The 14240-nt window shown below is 72.5% G+C and carries 12 protein-coding genes; 4 read left to right on the forward strand and 8 right to left on the reverse strand.

The window, feature by feature from the left end; translation table 11 throughout:
• Nucleotides 1–3 precede the first annotated feature (3 nt).
• Complete coding sequence (locus tag O2W16_RS05420) at nucleotides 4–1038, reverse strand: LacI family DNA-binding transcriptional regulator (RefSeq protein WP_269158117.1); 1035 nt, start codon at nucleotides 1036–1038, stop codon at nucleotides 4–6.
• 99 nt (nucleotides 1039–1137) lie between these two features.
• Between O2W16_RS05420 and O2W16_RS05425 the strand changes: the two genes are divergently transcribed.
• From O2W16_RS05425 to O2W16_RS05440, 4 genes are read left to right on the forward strand one after another with little or no spacing between them, the layout of a single operon-like run.
• On the forward strand, nucleotides 1138–1497 hold the full coding sequence (locus O2W16_RS05425) for an L-rhamnose mutarotase (protein ID WP_269157783.1): 360 nt from the start codon (nucleotides 1138–1140) through the stop codon (nucleotides 1495–1497).
• A complete protein-coding gene (gene rhaI / locus O2W16_RS05430) occupies nucleotides 1494–2666 on the forward strand; it encodes an L-rhamnose isomerase (protein WP_269157784.1) in 1173 nt (390 codons plus the stop codon). Before O2W16_RS05425 ends, rhaI begins: the two co-directional genes overlap by 4 nt.
• A 19-nt stretch (nucleotides 2667–2685) precedes the next feature.
• Nucleotides 2686–4722, forward strand: a complete 2037-nt coding sequence (locus tag O2W16_RS05435; RefSeq protein ID WP_269157785.1) for a bifunctional aldolase/short-chain dehydrogenase — start codon at nucleotides 2686–2688, stop codon at nucleotides 4720–4722.
• A 1-nt stretch (nucleotide 4723) separates the two neighbouring features.
• Nucleotides 4724–6226 carry a rhamnulokinase gene (locus tag O2W16_RS05440; protein ID WP_269157786.1) on the forward strand — a complete coding sequence of 501 codons (1503 nt, stop codon included), beginning with the start codon at nucleotides 4724–4726 and terminating at the stop codon, nucleotides 6224–6226.
• A 49-nt stretch (nucleotides 6227–6275) separates the two neighbouring features.
• Here O2W16_RS05440 and O2W16_RS05445 read toward each other — a convergent pair whose 3' ends face one another.
• From O2W16_RS05445 to O2W16_RS05475, 7 genes are all read right to left on the reverse strand, one after another.
• A complete protein-coding gene (locus O2W16_RS05445) occupies nucleotides 6276–7163 on the reverse strand; it encodes a sugar phosphate isomerase/epimerase family protein (protein WP_269157787.1) in 888 nt (295 codons plus the stop codon).
• A gap of 64 nt (nucleotides 7164–7227) precedes the next feature.
• Complete coding sequence (locus O2W16_RS05450) at nucleotides 7228–8340, reverse strand: ABC transporter permease (protein WP_269157788.1); 1113 nt, start codon at nucleotides 8338–8340, stop codon at nucleotides 7228–7230.
• Nucleotides 8337–9383, reverse strand: a complete 1047-nt coding sequence (locus O2W16_RS05455) for an ABC transporter permease (RefSeq protein WP_269157789.1) — start codon at nucleotides 9381–9383, stop codon at nucleotides 8337–8339. The genes O2W16_RS05450 and O2W16_RS05455 overlap by 4 nt, the downstream gene beginning before the upstream one ends.
• The gene (locus O2W16_RS05460; protein WP_269157790.1) at nucleotides 9380–10933 is read right to left on the reverse strand and encodes a sugar ABC transporter ATP-binding protein; all 1554 of its coding nucleotides are present in this window, start codon (nucleotides 10931–10933) and stop codon (nucleotides 9380–9382) included. The genes O2W16_RS05455 and O2W16_RS05460 overlap by 4 nt, the downstream gene beginning before the upstream one ends.
• Nucleotides 10934–11014: 81 nt before the next feature.
• Nucleotides 11015–12049, reverse strand: coding sequence for an autoinducer 2 ABC transporter substrate-binding protein (locus tag O2W16_RS05465; RefSeq protein WP_269157791.1), 1035 nt, complete (start codon nucleotides 12047–12049; stop codon nucleotides 11015–11017).
• A gap of 128 nt (nucleotides 12050–12177) precedes the next feature.
• Nucleotides 12178–12954: a DeoR/GlpR family DNA-binding transcription regulator gene (locus O2W16_RS05470; RefSeq protein WP_269157792.1), complete on the reverse strand. Its 777-nt coding sequence runs from the start codon at nucleotides 12952–12954 to the stop codon at nucleotides 12178–12180.
• 280 nt (nucleotides 12955–13234) lie between these two features.
• Nucleotides 13235–14239, reverse strand: coding sequence for a tripartite tricarboxylate transporter substrate binding protein (locus O2W16_RS05475; protein WP_269157793.1), 1005 nt, complete (start codon nucleotides 14237–14239; stop codon nucleotides 13235–13237).
• Nucleotide 14240 lies beyond the last annotated feature (1 nt).

Genomic DNA, 14240 nt, shown 5'->3' on the forward strand with positions numbered 1-14240 from the left:
CTCTCAGCTCGCGACGGTCGGGCGCAGGCGCCGGACCATGCTGGACTCGCGGACGACGAGCATCGGCTCGAAGACGGGTTGGTCGTGCTGGTGGCCCTCGCCCGCAGCCTCGTCCAGCAGGAGCTCCGCCGCGCGGCGGCCCAGTTCCTGGCGGGGTTTGCGGACCGAGGTCAGCGGGACGGCGGCGGCTGCGGCGTAGTCGATGTCGTCGTAGCCGACGATGGCGAAGTCGTCGGGCACCCGGACCCCCTGGCGCACCATCTCCTGCAGCACGCCCATCGCGAGCAGGTCGTTGGCGCAGACCGCGGCGGTGGGCCGGAGCCCGGCCGGGAGCCCGAGGACGTGGGACGCCGCCTCGCGGCCACCGGCCACGGTCAGCGTGTCCGGGGTGATCACGGTGAGCGCGTCGTCGGAGCCGGTGCCCTCGCGGACGGCGGCGACGACTCCCCGGTAGCGCTCCTGCAGCTGCGGCAGGCCGCGCGGGCCGCCGATGAAGGCGATCCGGCGGTGCCCGCGCTCCAGCAGGTGGTCGGCGGCCAGCCGGCCACCGAGGACGTCGTCGACGGCCACGGCGCACTGGTCGGGGCCGGGTGCGCGGCGGTCGAGCAGCACGACCGGCACGCCGCGCTGCCGGAGCGTCTCGACCTGCGGGGACAGCTCCGCGGTCGGGGTGAGGACGACGCCCCGCACCCGCTGCTCGGTGAGCACGTCCAGGTGGGCGGCCTCCTTGGCCGGCCGGCCGTCGGAGTTGCAGAGGATCACCGACAGCCCCTGCGCGTTCGCCACCTCCTCGACCCCGCGGGCGACGTCGGTGAAGAACGGGTTGGCGATGTCCAGCACGACCAGCCCGATGGTGCGGCTGCGGCCGGCCCGGAGGTGGCGGGCCGACTCGTTGCGCACGAAGCCCAGCGCGGTGATCGCGCTCAGCACCCGTTCCCGGGTCCCGGGGCTGACCGTGTCGGGCCGGTTGAGGACGTTGCTGACCGTGCCGACCGAGACGCCGGCGTGGACGGCGACGTCCCGGATGCTGGCGGTCAGCGCTGCCCCCTCGGTTCCCGGTCGGCCCGTTGACCGCTCGCACGCAGCATCCTACTGTGGCCCACAGCACCTTGTGAATCGTTTCAGCGAGGAGGGTCCGTGCCCCGCGTCTGCTTCACCCTCCAGGTCCGGCCCGACCGGCTCGCGGAGTACCGCGAGCGGCACGCCGCCGTGTGGCCGGAGATGCTCCGCGCGCTCCGCGACGCCGGCTGGCACGACTACCAGCTCTTCCTGCGCGAGGACGGACTGCTCGTCGGCACCGTCGTCACCGACGACCTCGACGCAGCCCAGGCCGCCGTGGACGCCGCGGACGTCAGCGCCCGCTGGGAGGCCGAGATGGCCCCCTTCTTCGAGACCGGGGACGGCCGCGGCAAGTCCTCGCTCGACCTCGTCTTCGACCTCGACGCCCAGCTGCGGGCCGCCGGGGAGCACACCACCACGAACGGAGAGACCCCGTGACCACCGATCTCCGCGCCCAGGCGCTCGCCGCCCTGGCCGAGCAGACCATCGAGCTGCCCTCCTGGGCGTTCGGCAACGCCGGCACCCGGTTCAAGGTCTTCAGCACCCCCGGCGTCCCGCGGGACCCGTTCGAGAAGATCAGCGACGCCGCCCAGGTGCACCGGCACACCGGCGTCGCCCCTCGGGTCTCGCTGCACATCCCGTGGGACCTCGTCGACGACTTCACGAAGCTGGCCCAGCACGCGACCGACGAGGGCGTCTCGATCGGCGCGATCAACTCGAACCTGTTCCAGGCCGACGAGTACCGGCTCGGGTCGCTGACCCACGCCGACCCGGCCGTGCGGACCAAGGCCGTGGCCCACCACGTGCAGTGCATCGACGTCATGCGGGCCACCGGCTCCACCGACCTGAAGATCTGGCTGCCCGACGGCACGAACTACCCGGGCCAGGACGACATCACCGACCGCCAGGAGCGCCTGGCGGAGTCGCTGCAGCAGATCTACGCCGAGCTGGACCCCGAGCACCGGCTGGTCCTCGAGTACAAGTTCTACGAGCCGTACTTCTACACGATGGACATCCCCGACTGGGGCACCTCGCTGCTGCACTGCCTGGCGCTGGGCGAGCAGGCGAAGGTCGTGCTCGACACCGGCCACCACGCGCCGAACACCAACATCGAGTTCATCGTCGCCCAGCTGCTGCGGGTGGGCCGGCTCGGCGCCTTCGACTTCAACTCCCGCTTCTACGGCGACGACGACCTGATCGTGGGCGCAGCCGACCCCTTCCAGCTGTTCCGGATCATGAACGAGATCGTCCGGGCCGACGCGCTCCGCCCGGACTCCGGCGTCAACTTCATGCTCGACCAGTGCCACAACATCGAGCCGAAGATCCCCGGCCAGATCCGCTCGGTGATGAACGTGCAGGAGGCCACCGCCAAGGCGCTGCTGGTCGACCGCGAGGCGCTGCGGACGGCGCAGCGGAGCGGTGACGTGCTCGGCGCGAACGGCGCGCTGATGGACGCCTACAACACCGACGTCCGCCCGCTGCTCGCCGAGCTGCGCGAGTCGAAGGGCCTGCCCGCCGACCCCTACCGGGCCTACGCCGCCTCCGGGCACCAGGAGCAGATCGCCACCGAGCGCGTCGGAGGCCAGCAGGCCTCCTGGGGCGCCTGAAGAACTGGAGGACGACGAGATGACGAACCCCGTGGTCAGTGACCTGCTCGCCCGCTCCAACCGGCTGGGCGAGGACCCGCGCAACACCAACTACGCCGGCGGCAACACCTCCGCCGCCGGCACCGACACCGACCCGGTCACCGGGCAGCCGGTCGAGCTGCTCTGGGTGAAGGGCTCCGGCGGCGACCTGGGCACCCTCACCGAGCCCGGCCTGGCGGTGCTCCGGCTGGACCGGCTGCGCTCGCTGGTCGACGTCTACCCCGGCGTCGACCGCGAGGACGAGATGGTCGCCGCGTTCGACTACTGCCTGCACGGCCGCGGCGGGGCCGCGCCGAGCATCGACACCGCGATGCACGGGCTGGTCCGCGCGGCCCACGTCGACCACCTGCACCCGGACTCCGGCATCGCCCTGGCCACCGCGGCCGACGGCGAGGCGCTGACGGCCGAGTGCTTCGGCGACCGCGTGGTCTGGGTGCCGTGGCGCCGTCCGGGGTTCCAGCTGGGGCTGGACATCGCCGAGATCGCCGAGAAGAACCCACAGGCCATCGGCGCCGTCCTGGGTGGGCACGGCATCACCGCCTGGGCCGACACCAGCGAGCAGTGCGAGGCCAACTCGCTGGAGATCATCCGGACGGCGGAGCGGTTCCTCGCCGAGCGCGGCCGCCCCCAGCCCTTCGGTGCCCCGCTGCCCGGGTACGAGGCGCTGCCGGAGGCCGAGCGCCGGGCGAAGGCGGCCGCGCTGTTCCCGGTGGTCCGCGGCCTGGCCTCGACCGACAAGCCGCAGGTCGGGCACCTCACCGACTCCGACGTCGTGCTGGACTTCCTCGCCGCCGCCGAGCACCCGCGGCTGGCGGCGCTGGGCACCTCCTGCCCCGACCACTTCCTGCGCACCAAGGTCCGCCCGCTGGTGGTCGACCTGCCGGCCTCCGCCCCGGTCGAGGACGTCGTCGTCCGGCTGAAGGAACTGCACGAGGCCTACCGCGCCGACTACGCGGCCTACTACGAGCGGCACGCGAGCCCGGACTCCCCCGCCATGCGCGGCGCGGACCCGGCGATCGTGCTGGTGCCCGGCGTCGGCATGTTCAGCTTCGGCGCGAACAAGCAGACCGCCCGGGTCGCCGGTGAGTTCTACGTCAACGCGATCAACGTGATGCGCGGCGCCGAGTCCGTCTCCACCTACGCGCCGATCGACGAGAGCGAGAAGTTCCGGATCGAGTACTGGGCGCTGGAGGAGGCCAAGCTCGCCCGGATGCCGAGGCCCAAGCCGCTGGCCACCCGGGTCGCGCTGGTCACCGGCGCGGCGAGCGGGATCGGCAAGGCGATCGCCCAGCGGCTGGCCGCCGAGGGCGCGTGCGTCGTCGTCGCCGACCTGGACCTGGCCAAGGCCACCGACGCCGCGGCGGAGATCGGCTCGGCCGACGTCGCGGTGGGCGTGGCGGCCGACGTCAGCGACGCCGAGGCGGTGGCCGCGGCGTTCCGCACGGCCGTGTTGGCCTTCGGCGGGGTCGACCTGGTGGTCAACAACGCTGGGCTGTCGATCTCCAAGCCGCTGCTGGAGACCACCGAGGCCGACTGGGACCTGCAGCACGACGTGATGGCCAAGGGCTCGTTCCTGGTCTCCCGCGAGGCGGCCCGGATCATGATCGAGCAGGGGATGGGCGGCGACGTCGTCTACATCTCCAGCAAGAACGCGGTCTTCGCCGGCCCGAGCAACATCGCCTACTCCTCGACCAAGGCCGACCAGGCCCACCAGGTCCGGCTGCTGGCCGCCGAGCTCGGCGAGCACCAGATCCGGGTCAACGGCATCAACCCCGACGGCGTCGTCCGCGGGTCGGGGATCTTCGCCGGCGGCTGGGGCGCCAAGCGCGCCGCGGTCTACGGCGTCCCGGAGGAGGAACTGGGCCAGTTCTACGCCCAGCGCACCCTGCTCAAGCGCGAGGTGCTGCCCGACCACGTCGCCGACGCCGTCTTCGCCCTCACCGGCGGCGAGCTCACCCGGACGACCGGCCTGCACGTCCCGGTCGACTCCGGCGTCGCCGCCGCCTTCCTCCGCTGACGTGGGGGCCACGATCGCGACTCTGGCCCCCAGGGAGCTGACGCTCGCGGCCGTCGACCTGGGGGCCTCGAGCGGGCGGGTGATGGTCGGCCGGGTGGGTCCGGAGCGGCTGGAGCTGCGCGAGGCCAACCGGTTCGCCAACCGGCCGGTCCGGGTCGCCGGCACGTTGCACTGGGACGTGCTGGCGCTCTACGGCGGGGTGCTCGACGGCCTGCGGGCCGCCGGCCGGGACGTCGGGCCGCTGGACGGCGTGGGCATCGACAGCTGGGCGGTCGACGTCGGGCTGCTCGACGCCGACGGCGCGCTGCTGGGCAACCCGGTGCACTACCGGGACGCCCGGCACGCCACCGCCGTCCCGGGGGTGCACGAGCTGGTGTCACCGGCTGAGCTCTACCGGGTCAACGGCCTGCAGCACCTGCCGTTCAACACGGTCTTCCAGCTCGCGGCGATGCGGCAGCTGGCCGGGTTCGGGCTGGCCCGCCGGGCGCTGCTGATCCCCGACCTGCTGGCCTACTGGTTGACCGGGGCGGTCGGGGCGGAGGTCACCAACGCCTCCACCAGCGGGCTGCTGGACGCCTGCACCCGGCAGTGGTCGACCGACCTCATCGACCGGCTGCACCTCCCGCACGAGCTGTTCCCGCCGTTGCGGCAACCCGGTGACCGGCTCGGCGAGCTCACCGACGAGGTGCTCGCCGACACCGGGCTCACCGGGCCGGTCCCGGTGACGGCGGTCGGTTCGCACGACACCGCTTCGGCTGTCGTCGGGGTGCCGGCGGAGTCCGAACGGTTCGCCTACGTCTCCTGCGGCACCTGGTCGCTGGTCGGGGTGGAGCTGCCCGGCCCGGTGCTCACCGAGGCCAGCCGGGAGGCCGGCTTCACCAACGAGCTCGGGGTGGACGGGACGGTCCGTCACCTGCGCAACGTGATGGGGCTCTGGCTGCTCCAGGAGTCGTTGCGCACCTGGCAGTCGGCCGGGCTGCCGGCCGACCTCACCGAGCTGCTGCACGCCGCGGCCCGGGAGCCGGCCTTCGGGGCGGTCGTCGACTGCGACGACGACCGCTTCCTGCCGCCCGGCGACATGCCCGCCCGGATCGCCGAGGTCTGCCGGGAGACCGGGCAGACGCCGCCGCAGAGCCAGGCGGCCACCGTCCGCTGCATCCTGGACAGCCTCGCGCTGGCCTACCGGCGCACGGTGCGCCAAGCGGCCGAGCTCTCCGGGCGGTCGGTGGACGTCGTCCACCTGGTCGGCGGCGGTGCCCGCAACACGCTGCTCTGCCAGCTCACCGCCGACGCCTGCGGGCTGCCGGTGCTGGCCGGACCGGTCGAGGCGGCGGCGCTGGGCAACGTGCTGGTCCAGGCCCGCGCCGGGGGCGCGCTCAGCGGCGGGCTGGCCGAGCTCCGGACACTGCTGCGGGCGACCCAGCAGGTCGTCCGGCACGATCCCACCCCGTCCCAGGAGGCCGCGTGGCAGGCCGCGGAGGACCGGGTCCGGCGTACCCGCTGAACGCGGCCAGGAGCCCGGCCCGGTGACCGGGCTCCTGGCGGTCAGCGCCTCAGCCCGCCCCGCCCCGCTGCGCCGCCGCCCCGGCCAGCCCGGCCTTGGTGAACGCCAGTGCGTCCCGGGCCAGGGCGTGGTTGTCGGTCCACAGGTTGCGCCAGATCGCCAGGTCGTTGGAGAGCGTCCGGTGCACGACCTCGGAGGAGAACGACTCGAAGGTGGCGATCCCCTCGTAGCCCACCTCGTCCAGCGCCCCGAAGAACTCCCCCCACGGGATCGACCCGGTGCCCAGGGCGCCTCGGTGGGACTCCCCGATGTGGACGTAGCCCAGCCGCCCGGCCGCCGCGGCCGCCCGCACCGCATCGGCGAACGAGTGCTCCTCGATGTTCATGTGGTACGTGTCCAGGTGCGCCATCACGTTGGGCCGGTCCACCACGGCGATGAAGTCCAACGTCTCCTGGGTCGTGTTGATGATGTTGGTCTCGTACCGGTTGCAGAACTCCAGGGCGAGGGTGATGCCGGAGGCCGCAGCCCTGTCCGCCAGCCAGGCGATCGTCTCCTGGGAGTTGGCGCGGCCCCGTTCGGTCGCCGGGGCGTCGTACTTGCCCAGCTTGGAGTAGAGGACCCCGCACAGGGTTGTGCCGCCGCTGTCGCGGAGGACGCCCAGCGCGGCGGCCAGCCGCGCGCGGCCGCGGGCCACCACGTCCGGGTCCTCGCTGGACACGTCGGTGTCCGCGCTCAGGCCGAGCGAGGCGCTCACCTGCAGCCCGTGCTCCTGGAGCAGCTCGGCGGTCATGTCCGCGTCGAACCCGGTGGGGTCGATCGGGGCGATCTCGATCAGGTCGTAGCCGGCCTCCGCGGTGGCGGCGATGGCCCGGCGCGCCTCCTCCCGCGTCCAGCTGCCGGTCCAGACCAGGGCGTGCACGCCGTGGGTCACGGTCATGGGGTCCTCTCTCCGTGTCCCGGTCCCGGGGCACTGTCAGGCGGTGACGTTCGGTCGGCGGGCGCTACGACGTCCCGCCGTAGCGCCGGTTGGCGAACCCGTTGAGCAGGGCGGCGAAGACGAGCACGAAGCCCAGGGCGAACAGCTGGAACTGGGTGCCGGCGTTGCCCGGGACGGCGAGCAGGATCCCGGCGTTGAGCCACACGATCAGCAGCGTGGCCAGCACCACCCCGGCGACCCGGCCGATGCCGCCGGTGATCGCCACCCCGCCGAGGACGGCGATGGTGATCGCCGGCAGGGCCATGCCGTTGCCGGCCACGCCGGCGTCCGGCCGGGCGGAGGCGAACTGGGCCACGGTGTAGACGGCCACCAGCCCGGACAGCGCGCCGGCCCCGACGTAGGCCAGGAAACGGGTGCGGCGGACGTTGATCCCGGTCCACTCGGCCGCCACGTCGTTGGTGCCGATCGCGTAGAGCTTGCGGCCGTAGGTGGTGCGTGCCATCACCAGCCAGATCACGACGATCGCCGGGATCAGGTACGTGAACACCCCGAGCGGGACCGCCGGCACGGCGTCGGGCAGGAACGGGACCTCCACCGCCCGGGCGGTGGAGTAGAGCTCCTGGATCGGCTCGGCGTTGATCGGCTGCTGGTCGTTGATCACCAGGGCCAGCGAGCTGAACGCGTAGTAGGTCGCCAGCGTGGTGATCAGCGCCGGGAAACCCAGGTAGGCGACGAGGACGCCGTTGAGCGCGCCGCACAGCGCGCCGAACGCCACGGCCAGCACCAGCGCCGGGAACAGCGACCAGCCCCACTCGCCGTAGGCGAAGCCGAAGACCATCCCGGTCAGGGAGACGATGGCGCCGACCGACAGGTCGATGCCGCCGCGGCCGGAGGTGATCACCAGCAGCTCGGCCAGCCCGAGCAGCACCAGCGGCACGGCGTTGATCAGCGTCGCCGCCAGGTAGCCGCTGTCGTAGGGCGCGCTGAGGTAGTTGTTGCCGCTCAGCGTCGTCATCGTGATCAGCACGACCGCGAGCAGGAGGACCAGCAGCGCGATGCGTTGGGTCAGCAGGACCCTCAGCAGCCGGCCGGGCAGGCTCTCCGGCCGGTCGGTGGCGGCGCCAGGCTGCGGCTTCTCCGGTGCCGGTGCCGGGGGAGGGGTGGTCGAGGTGGTCATGAGTCGCTCCTGGTGCGCCGGCGGAGCAGGTCGGCCCCGACGGCGACGATGATGAACACACCGACGAACAGGGAGGACAGCTGCGTCGGCCAGCCGAGCTGGGTCACCCCGGTGGCCACGGTCTGGACGAGCAGCGCGCCGAGCACGGTGCCCAGCACCGAGCCGCGGCCACCGGTGATCGACGTCCCGCCGATCACCACCGCGGCGATCACCGCCAGCTCCAGGCCGGACCCGACGTTCGCAGCCAGGCTGGAGGTGCCCTGGGCGAGCACGAAGCAGGCCGCGAGGCCGGCGAGCAGGCCGGTGACCACGTAGGCCGACAGCACCCGGGCGCGGACCGCGACGCCGGCCAGCCGAGCGGCGTTCGCGTCGCCGCCGACGGCGTAGAAGTGCCGGCCGCCCGCGGTGTGCCGCAGGTAGTACCAGGCCAGCGCGGCGATCACGATGGTGATGAGGAAGGCGTGCGGGATGCCGAGGGTGCGACCGGCGTCCCCGCGGCCGAAGAAGTTCAGCGTGCGGGGGATGCCCTCGACGGTCGAGGAGCCGAAGATCTGCAGCCCGACGAAGCGGAACAGGTTCAGTGTGCCGAAGGTGATGATGATCGCGTGCACCCGGCCGTAGGCGATCAGCACGCCGTTGACCAGGCCGAGCACGCCGCCGACCGCGATGGACAGCGGGACCGCCAGCACCAGCGGCAGGCCGGTGTCCACCATGGTCTGGGCGGTGATCACCGAGGCGACCATGACGATGCTGCCGACGGAGACGTCGATCCCGCCGGTGATGATCACGATCGTCATGCCGATGCCGATGAGCGCGATCGGGGTGGTCGCCACCAGCAGCGGGACGATCGAGCCCGCGGTGAAGAAGGCCGGTGTCGCCAGGCTCAGCACCAGCCAGAGCAGCGCGATGACGACGATGAGCACCGTCTCCTGGCTGGTGACCGGCGGCGGTAGCACCCGGCCGCGCCCCCGGCCGGGTCCGTCCCTGCCGGAGACCGCGGTGCTCCCGGCCCCCCCGGGTGGGGTGAGCGTCGAGTTGCTCATGCGGGTACTCCCGTCTGGTCGGGCTGGGTCTCGGCGGCGGGCCCGGACTCGTCGCCTGCGGCGGCGGTCAGCACGTCGACCTGGTCGGCGTTGGGGCCGAACTCCACGGTCGTGGTGCCGGCGCGGACCACCTGGATGCGGTCGGCGATCCGGATCGCCTCCAGCAGGTCCGAGGTGACGATCAGGACCGCCACGCCGTCGTCGGCGAGCTGGGTGATCAGCCGGTGGATCTCCTCCTTGGCGCCGACGTCGACCCCCTGGGTCGGCTCGGCGAGCACCAGCACCTGGGGCTTGTCGACCAGTTGACGGGCCAGCACGACCTTCTGGGCGTTGCCGCCGGAGAGCGCCGCCACCGGCGTCCTCTCGCTGGGCGCCTTCACCGCGAGCCGGTCGATCATCGACCGGGCGACCTCGGTCTCCTGGCGGCGGTCCAGCCACACCCCGAGCCGGGACAGCAGGCCCAGGTGGCCGGCGGAGATGTTGAAGGAGATGGGCTGGAAGGAGAACAGCCCCTGCTCCTTGCGGTTGGCCGGCAGCAGGGCGATCCCCAGGCCCTTCGCCTCGCGCGGAGAGCGCGGGCGCACCTCGGTGCCGTCGACCAGGATCGCGCCGTCGGTGGCCCGGTCCATGCCGTAGACCGTGGCGCCGATCTCCGCGACGCCGGAGCCGACCAGCCCGTAGAGGGCGACGATCTCCCCGGCCCGTACCTGGACGTCGACGTCGTGGAAGCGGCCGGTCAGCCCCAGGCCGCGCAGCTCCAGGCGGGGGTCACCGGTGGGGACGTCGCGTTCGGGGCGCTCGTCCTCGATGGCCCCGCCCACCATCATCTCCACGATCTGCCGGACCGAGAGGTCGCCGATCGGGTGGGTCCCGATGGTGCGGCCGTCCCGCATCACCGTGACCTCGTCGGCGATCCGGAACAGCTCGTCGAGCCGGTGGGAGATGTAGATGATCGCGACGCCGGCCTCGGTGAGCCGGCGGATCACCCCGAACAGCACCTCGACCTCGCGGTCGGTCAGGATCGCCGAGGGTTCGTCCAGGATCAGCACCCGGGCCTCGCCGGCCAGCGCCTTGGCGATGTAGACCTGCTGCTTCTGGGCGATGGAGTGCGTGCCGACGGCGGTGGTCGCGTGCTCGGCGGGCAGGCCGATCAGCTCCAGCAGCTCGGTGACCCGGGCGATCTGCGCTGCCCAGTCCACGCGCCCGCCGCGGGTGATCTCCCGGCCCAGGAAGACGTTCTCGGCGACGGTGAGCTCGTCGAACAGCTGGGGTTCCTGGTAGACGGTGGCGATCCCCAGGGCCATCGCGTCGGTGGTCGAGGTGATCGACACCCGATCCCCGTCGAACTCGACGGTCCCGGCGTCAGGGCGCTCCGCTCCTGCGAGGATCTTGATCAACGTCGACTTCCCGGCCCCGTTCTCACCGACGAGGGCGTGCACCGTGCCCGGCTGGACGACCATGTCGGCGTTCTCGATGGCGTGGACGGCGCCGAACCGCTTGGCGATGCCCTGGACCGCCAGCCGTGGCGGGTTCGAGCTCTGTTCGGTCATGACCTGGCGACCTCCGTGGTGGGTGCGCCCGGGGTGGGGGGACGGGCCGGCCGGTCCGTCCCCCCACTGAGCCCGGAGGGATCAGTAGTCGTACTCGCCGACGTTGTCGGCCGTCAGGACGAGCGGGTCACCGAGCAGCAGCACGTTGTTCTCCGCGTCGTAGGTGACGCCCTCGATGCCGGGGACGTCCGGGGACGCCGAGATCTCCTCGCCCGCAGCCAGCTGGGTGCCGGCCCAGGCGGTCAGCTCACCCAGCGCCTCGACGTCCCAGAGCACGCTGGCCGCGGCCGAGCCGTCCTCCAGGTAGGGCGCCATCGAGTTCGGCGTCCCGAGCCCGACGGTCTGGACCTGGCCGATCTTCCCGGCGTCCCGGACCGCCTGGGCGACACCGGGCGCCGAGGAGGTGCACTCCCCGACCAGACCGGTCAGCGACGGATCGGAGTTCATCAGGTCGGTCGCCATCTGGGTGGCGACCGTCTGGTCCTCACCGGCGTAGACGACGTCGGTGATCTCCGCGTCGGGGTACTCGGACTGGGTGTACTCCCGCTGCACCTCGATCCAGGAGTTGAGGTTCTCCGCCGTCTCCCCGCAGGAGACGATCGCGTAGCGCCCCGACCCACCCATGGCCTGCATGAGCTCGTCGGTCAGGGTCTGGCCGATCCCCTCGGTGGAGGCCTGGCTGACGAAGACCTCGCGGACGGAGTCCGGGGCGTCGGTGTCGGTGGTGGCCACGGCGATCCCCGCGTCGGCGGCCTGCTGCAGCAGCGGGGCCATCGAGTCCGGGTCGTTGGGGGCCACGAACAGCACGTCGACGCCCTGCTGGATGTAGGAGCGCACGATGTCGGCCTGGGCGGCGGCGTCGGCTTCGACCGGGCCCTGGTAGAGCCACTCGCACCCGAGCTCCTCGCAGGCCTGCTCCCCACCGGTGTTCATCGCCTCGAAGTAGGGGATGCCCTGCAGCTTCGGCACGAAGGCGATCGTGGGCTGGTCGTCGCCGCCGCCTTCGCCGCCACTGTCGCCGGTGGCGGAGCCGCCGCTGCCCTCTCCGCAGCCGGCCAGCACCAGTGATGCCGCGGCGAGTCCGGCCGCGAGGGTCGTGTACCGGTGTGCTCTCATGCTCACTCCTTGGTGCGGCGGGCGTACCCGCGGTGGACCGCCCCCGGGTTCGGGAGCGGTTTCCGGGCAGGTCCCGGACGGGAGGGGTCGGCCGGTGGCCGATCCCTCACCGGGATCGGTCGGGCGGCTCACGACGGCTCGTCCAAACCGACGACGTGCACCCGGGTACCGGCGGCGGAGATCGACGCAGCGGCCGCAGGGTCCACCCCGGCGTCGGTGTAGACGGCGGTGAGCCGCTCGATGGGGACGCAGGGGTGGATGGAGAAGCTGCCGAACTTCGATGAGTCGATCAGGCCGTAGACCTCGCGGCAGGCACTGGCCAGGTACGTCTTGGCCTGCGCCTCCTCGCTGGCGAGGTCGAGCAGCCCGTGGTGCGCGGAGATGCTGTGCCCACCGAGGAAGCCACGGTCGATACGGCCGCGGCCGGCGAGCACGTCACCGACCAGTCCGACCAGGGAACGCGCGGACCGTCGCACCACGCCGCCGGGCAGCAGCACGTTGGCGTCGGTGCGCTCGCACAGCAGGGTGGCGATCGGCAGGCTGTTGGTCACGACGACCAGGCCGCGCCGGTCCAGCAACTGGCTGGCGAGGTAGTGGCAGGTGGTCGAGGAGTCCAAGGCGATGACGTCGCCGTCGCGGACCAGCGGCGCCACGGCGTAGGCGATCGCCTCCTTCTCCGCCCGGTGGTGCCGCAACCGGGTGTCGAAGGTCCCCTCGTCGGCGGAGCGGGCGGCGACCGCACCACCACGGATGCGACGCAACGCCGAACGCTGCTCGAGCGCTTCCAGGTCCTTGCGGATCGTGACGGTGGAGACGCCGAGCTGGCTGGCGAGAGTGCGCACGAGGACCCGGCCGTCCGAATCGAGCCGGGACATGATCGCCTCGGAACGGGTGATCTCGTCCACGTCCCTCCCGCCACCTGCAGTCTGAGGTGATGTGGATCACTGTGATCCGCGTCTCGGACCTAAGCGGAGGGGCAAGCAAGTGACAAAGCACAAAAAGGTAACGAAGGCCCGAAGGGTGCCAATCGAAACCAGCGGAGTTGTCGATCATCACAGTGTGCGACGAGATCGCGACGTGACGAAGCAGGTGGCAGGTGGCGCCGACCGGACGTCCGGACCGACACAGGCCTCGGCGGCGGCCCGGTGGGCCGCCGCCGAGGCGCGGTTGAGCTGATCGCCCGGATCAGCCGCCGAGGATCGGCTCGTACACCTCCTGGGTGCGGTCGAGCAGCTGCTGGAACTCCTCCGCACCCTGGAACTCCGCCGGCACGTACTCCTCGCCGATCTGCTCGACGACCGCCGGGTCCTCGGACGCCGTCCGCAGCGCGTCCTCCAGCTCGGTGACGATCTCCTCGGGCAGCTCATCGGGCCCGATGAGACCGAACGTCGACCCGGAGAGCGTCAGCTCCGGGAAGCCGGACTCGGCCAGGGTGGGGGTGTCCGGCAGCCAGGGCAGCGGCTCCGCGGAGGAGACCGCCAGCGGGCGGAACTGGCCGGCGTCGATGTTCGCGGTCACGTCGGAGGAGGCGTTGATCAGCACCGCGTCGACGTTGCCGCCCAGGAGGGCGGTGGTCATCTCGGCGTTGCCGTTGAACGGCACGGCGGTGACCTCGACGTCGTACTCCTCGGCCAGCCGCTGCAGCTCGATCGCCTGCGGGGTGGACGCGCCAGGCGTGCCGACGTTCAGCGAGCCGGGCTGCTGCCGGGCAGCAGCGAAGAACTCCTCGGCGGTGGCGTACGGCGAGTCCGCGCCGACGGCGAGCACCGACGGCACCTCGCTCATCACCCCGATCGGCGTCACGTCGTCCTTGGTGTAGCCGACCTCGTTGGCCAGCGGGGTGAGCACCAGGGTGCCGGGGGTGGCGAGGGAGAGGGTGTGCCCGTCGGGGTCGGCGCCGATCAGCTCCTGGGTCGCGAGCGCGCCCGAGCCGCCGGGCAGGTTCTCCACCACCACGGTCTGGCCCAGCTGCTCCTCGAGGGAGGCGCCGTAGGCGCGGGCGGTCAGGTCCGTGGGACCGCCGGCCCCGTAGGGCACCAGCAGCCGGATCTCCTCGGTCGGGTACTCCGCGGCCGACTCGGCGGAGCCGGCCGTCTCCTCCGCCCCGCCGCAGGCGGTGAGCAGGCCGAGGGCGGTGCAGGCGGCGAGGGCGCGGGCGGTGCGGGCGCGGGAGGTGCGGGACAGGGGCATC

This window comes from Modestobacter sp. VKM Ac-2984, assembly GCF_026967985.1.
Classification (GTDB): domain Bacteria; phylum Actinomycetota; class Actinomycetes; order Mycobacteriales; family Geodermatophilaceae; genus Modestobacter.

Coding starts and splice junctions, on each gene's coding strand:
- O2W16_RS05435 (WP_269157785.1), top strand. CDS start 2,686: ATGACGAACCCCGTGGTCAGTGACCTGCTCGCCCGCTCCAACCGGCTG.
- O2W16_RS05445 (WP_269157787.1), bottom strand. CDS start 7,163: ATGACCGTGACCCACGGCGTGCACGCCCTGGTCTGGACCGGCAGCTGG.
- O2W16_RS05450 (WP_269157788.1), bottom strand. CDS start 8,340: ATGACCACCTCGACCACCCCTCCCCCGGCACCGGCACCGGAGAAGCCG.
- O2W16_RS05455 (WP_269157789.1), bottom strand. CDS start 9,383: ATGAGCAACTCGACGCTCACCCCACCCGGGGGGGCCGGGAGCACCGCG.
- O2W16_RS05460 (WP_269157790.1), bottom strand. CDS start 10,933: ATGACCGAACAGAGCTCGAACCCGCCACGGCTGGCGGTCCAGGGCATC.
- O2W16_RS05465 (WP_269157791.1), bottom strand. CDS start 12,049: ATGAGAGCACACCGGTACACGACCCTCGCGGCCGGACTCGCCGCGGCA.
- O2W16_RS05475 (WP_269157793.1), bottom strand. CDS start 14,239: ATGCCCCTGTCCCGCACCTCCCGCGCCCGCACCGCCCGCGCCCTCGCC.